The 7,359-nt window shown below is 37.4% G+C and carries 5 protein-coding genes; 4 read left to right on the plus strand and 1 reads right to left on the minus strand.

What is annotated here, in order from left to right; translation table 11 throughout:
* Positions 1-350 precede the first annotated feature (350 nt).
* Positions 351-1,532, minus strand: a complete 1,182-nt coding sequence (dinB, locus tag P8M54_RS14470) for a DNA polymerase IV (RefSeq protein WP_300288700.1) — start codon at positions 1,530-1,532, stop codon at positions 351-353.
* An 84-nt stretch (positions 1,533-1,616) separates the two neighbouring features.
* On the opposite strand from dinB, the gene P8M54_RS14475 reads away from it, so the two are divergent.
* From P8M54_RS14475 to P8M54_RS14490, 4 genes are all read left to right on the plus strand, one after another.
* Entirely contained in the window at positions 1,617-2,393 is a 777-nt protein-coding gene (locus P8M54_RS14475; protein WP_300288701.1) for a helix-turn-helix domain-containing protein, read from the plus strand.
* A 199-nt stretch (positions 2,394-2,592) separates the two neighbouring features.
* Positions 2,593-3,972: an exonuclease domain-containing protein gene (locus P8M54_RS14480; protein WP_300288702.1), complete on the plus strand. Its 1,380-nt coding sequence runs from the start codon at positions 2,593-2,595 to the stop codon at positions 3,970-3,972.
* 181 nt (positions 3,973-4,153) lie between these two features.
* Positions 4,154-4,849 carry a DUF2064 domain-containing protein gene (locus P8M54_RS14485; protein ID WP_300288703.1) on the plus strand — a complete coding sequence of 232 codons (696 nt, stop codon included), beginning with the start codon at positions 4,154-4,156 and terminating at the stop codon, positions 4,847-4,849.
* A 44-nt stretch (positions 4,850-4,893) separates the two neighbouring features.
* The coding region (locus P8M54_RS14490) for a TonB-dependent receptor (RefSeq protein WP_300288704.1) at positions 4,894-7,359 on the plus strand (2,466 nt) is incomplete at its 3' end.

A 7,359-nucleotide genomic window follows, 5' to 3' on the forward strand; every position in this document is an offset into this window, starting at 1 on the left:
CGACACGTTATTTTATAGTATATTTTTATTAAAGAAGCTTCGACAAGCTCAGCCTGACAAACGATACTTGATTGATGCATTTTACTTCATGTTGATGAGTCAATAAAAAATCTGCGAAAATCTGTGTAAATCTGTGTTCCAATTTATTTTAAAATATTTCGTTGAAAAAGGTTTTGCGTTTTATTGAAGCGCTATCATTGTTGTTTAGTAAATAGGGCTTCGACAAGCTCAGCCTGACAAACGATACTTGATTGATGCATTTTATTTCACGCAGATTTAGCAGATGTATGAATAAATAATCTGCGAAAATCTGCGTTTAAATTTTAATTGCAATAAATTCATACGACAACCTAGAAATTACGTTTTAAAATGATATTCTTCATATTTGGTTTCAAAGCGGCGCCTGCGCACCGCATCACCGCATCAAACCCATACCTACTTTTCATTTTATCCATAGCAGCATAGAGCGAAAGCATTTCCTGTGTGTCTTCAAAAAGGTCTATCTGATAGGTTCCGCGTACCAAACCGCTAAAACGGACACCTACCAATCGCAATCGCATTCGGCGTTGGTAGAGCACCTCAAACAAGCTTAAAACTTTCTTCGTCAGTAAATGATCGGCTGAGGTGTAGGCTATTTTGCATTGCTTGGTTTCGGTGTCAAAATTGGCGTACCTAATTTTCACTACTACTGTTGAGGTTAGCCACTCTTCGGATCGTAATTGGAAAGCCAGTTTTTCGACCATACCGCACAAAATTGCTTTGAGATGTGCCATGTCAATCGTGTCTTGCACAAAAGTATGTTCGGTGGCAATCGACTTGCGTTCGGTGTAAGGTTCGACAGGATTATTGTCGATTCCGTTGGCTTTTTTCCAAATTTCGACACCATTTTTGCCAATCATGCGTTGCAAAACTTCGGCTGGCATTTCGGACAGTGTTTGTATCGTTCGGATGCCAATACGCGACAACGTCTGGAAAGTCACATCGCCCACCATGGGAATTTTTTGAATTGAAAGCGGATTCAAAAATGCCCGTACTTGATCCTCAGGAATGTCTAAATGCCCTTTGGGTTTTCCTTCGCCTGTGCCAATTTTCGAAACCGTTTTATTAATCGATAAGGCAAAACTTATGGGTAATCCGGTTTCTTTTACCACTCGTTCTGCGAGTTCATTCGTCCATTGGTAGCAACCGTAAAAACGATCCATACCGGTGATGTCTAAATAGAATTCGTCAATACTCGCTTTTTCCGTAATAGGTGATTTTTCTTGAATTACTTCGGTCACCGTATGCGATAATTGCGAATAGCGTTCCATGTCGCCTTTGATCACTTTGGCCTGTGGACACAATTTGAGCGCCATCGCCGTAGGCATCGCGGAACGCACCCCAAAACGCCTTGCCTCATACGAGCAGGAAGCCACAACACCACGATCACCACCACCAATTATTAACGGAATTCCTTCCAATTGAGAGTTGTTCAATCGTTCACAAGACACAAAAAAAGTGTCCAAATCCATATGTACAATTGCGCGTGCCATTTCGTTTTATTTTAGGTTACAAAATTAGCACAGATAAGAACATTTTTCATTATATTTGTTGTTACAAATTATAACAAAGTTGTTATGTCCTTATTTTCAGACAATATCAGAGCCTTGCGAGTAAAGCACAATATTTCGCAAGAAAAAGTAGCCGCAAGCCTTTTAATTACAAGGGGTCGCTACGTAAAATACGAAGACGGAACCTCAGAAGCTCCCTATGAGATTCTGAAGAAAATCGCGCAATATTACCAAGTAAGTATCGACTTATTATTGTCGGTGGATATTCGGAAAGTAGAGGTCAGCGATTTGTTGAAACTCGAAAATAACCGACTCATTTTACCCATTCAAGTGGATCAAATGGGGGAGAACCGTATTGAAGTTGTTACTCAAAAAGTAAAAGCAGGTTACTTAAGTGGCTATGCTGATCCAGAGTATATCGAGCAACTGCAGCAAATATCTTTGCCGTTTTTGGGTGTGGGCAAATACCGTGGTTTTCCTGTTGAAGGCGATTCGATGCCGCCACACCAAAATGGTGATATTATAGTTGGGCGTTATGTAGAACGTTTGGGCGAAGTACTCGATGGCAAAACCTATATTTTAATCACGAGAAGTGAGGGTATGGTGTATAAGCGATTGAATAAAAATAAAAAGAATGCCTTAGTGGTAGCCTCTGATAATTATTTTTATCCCGCTTATGAAGTGAAAGCTTCGGATATTCTTGAAATTTGGGAATACCAATGTAGCATCGCTCGTTCTGATAAAAAAACAGAAGAGTTAGAAAGCACAACAATCAAAAATATGTTTGTTGAATTGAAGAAAGATATTTTAGAGGTGAAAAAAAATATCGGTCTGACAACCTGATTCGGTTTGCGATCTTCTTTTTAGCAGTAAACCAAACCACTATCATCAAAGTCCCAAAGGCTGTAATGCAAAACAATAAATTAGCCACTGATTAAATTGATTTCCAAAGATTAGATTCTTTTAATCAAAATAAGCTGTGGTAAAAGTTTTTTGAAACGATTTGCATCAAAAGGCATCGTTTCAGTTATAATTAAGAACAATGAAAAACCAAGAATACGCGATAGTCGATATCGAAACTACCGGCGGGAATGCCACACACAGCCGCATTACGGAAATCGCTATTATCATACACGATGGTGAAAAAGTAATTGACCGTTGGGAAACGTTAGTGAATCCCGAAAAGGATATTCCGCCTGCTATATTTGCCTTAACAGGAATCACGAATGAGATGGTTAGTGATGCGCCTGTATTTGATTTAATTTCAGATAAAGTATTTGAGTTACTGTCGGACCGAATTTTTGTGGCACACAATGTAAACTTTGATTACTCCTTTGTTCGCCACGAACTAGAAAGAGCGGGTTTGAAATGGACTGCCAAAAAACTGTGTACCGTTAGAGCAGCTAGGAAAATCAGACCTGGACTACTTTCTTACAGTTTGGGTAGGCTTTGTGATTCTTTAGATATTCATCTCGACAACCGTCACCGTGCTGGTGGTGATGCCGATGCTACCGCTATCTTGTTCAGTCGTTTACTAGAATGGGATACCGATAAGGAAATGGATAAAATGATCAAGAAAACGGCTCCTGATCAACGATTACCGCCTAATTTACCAAAAGAAGATTTTGAGCTCTTGCCTGAAAAACCGGGTGTGTATTATTTTTATGATGAGCATAATAAGGTTATTTATGTAGGCAAAGCAGTCAATTTAAAAAAACGAGTAGCCTCGCATTTCAGCGGTCATAAAATCACGCCACAGCGACAAAATTTCCTTAGAGAAATTTATGCGATTACCTTTGAAGTATGCGGCACCGAGTTAATGGCCTTGTTGCTAGAATGTACCGAAATCAAAAAATTATGGCCCGTTCACAACAAAGCACTAAAACGCTTTGAACCTAAATTTGGCTTATTCGAGTACGAAGCGAGAAACGGTTATCGGTATTTAGCTGTTGGTAAACTAGCCAAAAATCAAAATTGTATTGAAACCTTTGACACTATTTACGGAGGTATCAATTTGTTACAGGATCTCGCAAAACAGTTTGATCTCGATCAGCGATTTTGTAAGTACGGTAGTTTAACTGATGGTGTATTTTCAGCACAATCGGAAATTATACCCTTGCCAGAAATGGAGTATCATAACGACCAAGTACAAGCTGCAATTGATTTTCATGTTAACAATAGATCTAGTTTTGCTATTATCGACAAAGGACGAAACAACGAAGAGCGTAGTTGCATCTGGGTCGAAAAGGGACACTTTTACGGAATGGGTTATCTCGATACGGATGTAGCGATTAATGACCTAACTGAAATTAGGGATTATGTTACACCTTATCATTCCAATCAATATATCACGGAATTGCTTTGTTCTTTTGCACAAAAATATCCTGCTAAAGTCCGAATTTTAATTGAAGAGTCTCATTGATTCTAAAGTAGTTATGCTGTTGCTTACATTGTTTATCACGCATTTAGTACTATTTTGGCTTACAAATTACCATTTTGCTCAAACTATACTTCGCTTACTTACGTATTTATAGAGTAGTTTAATGTTATAAATAATTTTAAGCTGAATGTCAGTTTTAATAAAGCCCTTCGTCTAACTAATCATGAGTATAATAAAGCATTTCCCTTCGCGAACAGCCATCCTTCTTTTTGCTCAAAGTGCTTCATTAGAAAGTACGGTAAAACCAATTGCTCATAGTAAGAAGCAGAATGACTTGTTGTGGAGTAAAATGAATCAAAAAGTTTTACAAACGATTCATAAAACAAAACTACCTTTCTTCATTTCTAATGAAACTGTCCAAGAAGGAAATAGTTTTGGCGAGAAACTAAGTACTGCTCTCGAAGCCGTTTTCAATCAAGGATTTGAAAAGGTAATTATCGTAGGAAATGATAGTCCGGGACTAACTGCAGCACTTATTCAAAAAGCGAACGCTTCGCTAGACCATAACGAACTTGTTTTGGGACCCAATTACAAAGGAGGTGCTTATCTTATAGGAATTTCTAAAGGTGTTTTTAATAAAGATTTGTTTGCCACTTTAGATTGGAAAACGTCGAAAGTATTTCAGCAATTAAAAGCATTATCAACGGAGCAATCCTTTATTTTAAAGCCTTTATCAGATTTTAATTCCTTCGCTGATTTTAGTACAGTTACTATTGGTCTTTCCTATTTAAGCAAAATTAAAGACATCGTATTGTCTTTACTATTTTACCAATTATTCTTAAATCGATTTATCGATACCGCATACACTTATAATGTTCTTGGATTTAATTTTAACAAAGGCTCACCTGTTTTAGAATAATTACAAACCTTTTTTTTAAAATTATAATTCAAAAACACACTTAAATGAAACAATTTTTCTTGTTTTTATTGCTGAGCATCACCACAATTGGGGTAGCTCAAGAAGACGTATCAGTCTCAATTATCGATTTCAATACACAAAAACCACTAGCTGATTTACAGGTTTTGCTTGTCAATAGCTCTCGTAACAGCAGTGCAAAGCAAATTTCAAATAGCCAAGGTAAAGTTACTTTTAGAGGTGTTCCTGCTTTAGATGGATACCAAGTAATTTTTGAAGGAACAGCTGTTTACGCCGCTCAAAAGTCGGATTTGATCAGCGTTCGATCTAATCAAGCGCCATCAGTTTCCTTATTATTAATGCCTAAAGAATCCAATGAATTAAATGAGGTTGTGATCACCAAAGGAGCTACAGCACAAATTAATCGTCGTGATGCCGAAGTTTCTTTTGAAATGAAAGCAGCCGAAATTCAAGAAATTCCCGTTGAGGGTCGCGATATTACTAGAGTTTTGTTTCGCTTGCCTAACGTGTCTCAAGCCACTGGTTTTTTTCCCGAAGCTGCTAATGTGAGTATCAACGGAGCTAGCTCAGGATACACTTCGTATTTAATTGACGGTTTAGATAATAATGAACGTTTTTTAGGAGGGCAAAAATTTGCCATTCCGTCTGGATTTGTAAAAGATGTAACGGTTTTAACAAGCAACTTTTCAGCAGAATATGGAGTAACAGGAAGTGGAATCATCAATATTACGCCTCGATCTGGTTCTAATGAAACTACTGGCGAAGTATTTTTCGTTAGTAGACCCGGTCCAGCAATTGACGGAAAGTCTAGTTTTGCTCAAAGAGATTTATCAGGAAATCAAGTTAAAAATGGTTTTGCGCGTTATCAAGTAGGTGCAGGAGCTGGTGGTGCGATAACCAAGGACAAAACGTTTTACTACGTGAATTTTGAGCACACAACGGATATAAAAGATAATTTACTGAATGTACCCCAATTAGGCGTTACTGAAACGGTTCGAGGAACGAATACTTTTGATTATTTTTCGACTAAAATTGATCAAATTTGGAGTCAAAACTTCAACTCTTCTTTGCGTGCTAACGTAGGTAGAGTGGCTATTGAACGCCAAGGTGGTGGACTAGAAGGAGGTTCTACTTTTGCGTCAGCAGGAAATACCCAAGACCGTAATAGTATTTTATTGGCTTTGAAAAACAGCTATAAATTCGGGAATTTTTCAGGAGAAAGTAATGTGCAGTACAGCCGTTTTAGATGGAATTATGCTAAACCATTCAATCCTAATACGTCACAAGTAACTGTTTTGGGCGTAAATGACGAAACACTAGGGGTGATAGGAAATCCAGGTTATGTTTTTGATGCTCTCGAAAACACGGTACAATTACAACAAAAAGTAAAGTATTACAAAGAGAATCATACTTTTAAAGCGGGACTGAATTTTATAAGAGCTGATCATCAATTGTTTGGCGGAGGAAATCCAGTTGGGAATTATAGAGTAAAACTGAATCAAAGTCAAATAGATGCCATTAAAAATAGTGGAGTAGGTGGCGCTTTAAATGTAAATGATATTCCGCAAGATGTGCAAGTTTTAAATTATATTGTCGAATTAAGACCAACTTCTTTTGGTACCAATCAAGATATATATTCGGCTTATATAGAGGACTTATGGTCGGTATCCAATAAATTGAATCTTACTTTAGGTTTGCGTTATGATTATGACAATTTATCAAAAGGAGGAAGCGACAAGGGAGATTATAATAACCTAGCGCCTCGTTTTAACTTTAACTACAAACTTAACAATGACAGCAGTTTGCGTGGTGGATTTGCGATCTCTTATGATAAAGTAAATTATGCATTGTACAGTGATGCTTTACAGCAAAATACTACTTCTCAAAGTTATAAGTTGCAATTACAAGAGTTGAAGCGTTTAGGAATTTTACCAGCTGATACCAATATTGACAGAATAACTTATAACGGAAACTTAGCAGCTACTGTATCTGGTGTTAATTATTTACAAGGACCATCAGCGACTGATTTGCAAGGACAAAGAGAAAATATATTTTCGAATGAGCGCCGAATCTTGAATCCAAATGGTTACAAAAATGCCTATACAAAGGAATTTGCCCTAGGTTACCAATTGCAATTATCAGATGAGCGCATGTTTTTTGTAGATTTAGTTCACAATCGCGGGCAAAATTTAACTCGTTTGCGTAATTTAAACGCTGCCGCAGAATATCCTATCGATCCTACTAATGTGGTTATTAGAACACAAGCTCAAGCAGATGCTTCTCGACCAATTCCTATTTCAAATGGTGGTGCGACGATCAATGGTCAAAGAGTTACAGGAATAGCACGTAGCGTAATTGTAAGTGAAAACGAAGGGAAATCAACGTACTATGCAATGAGTTTGAATTACCAAAAAACAAGAGGTACTGATGATTATTCGTACCGCTTAAATTATACGTTGTCATCAAGTAAAAATGACACTGATGGAATTAAC

Origin of the sequence: Flavobacterium sp. (assembly GCF_029242675.1) — a bacterium.
Classification (GTDB): Bacteria; Bacteroidota; Bacteroidia; order Flavobacteriales; family Flavobacteriaceae; genus Flavobacterium.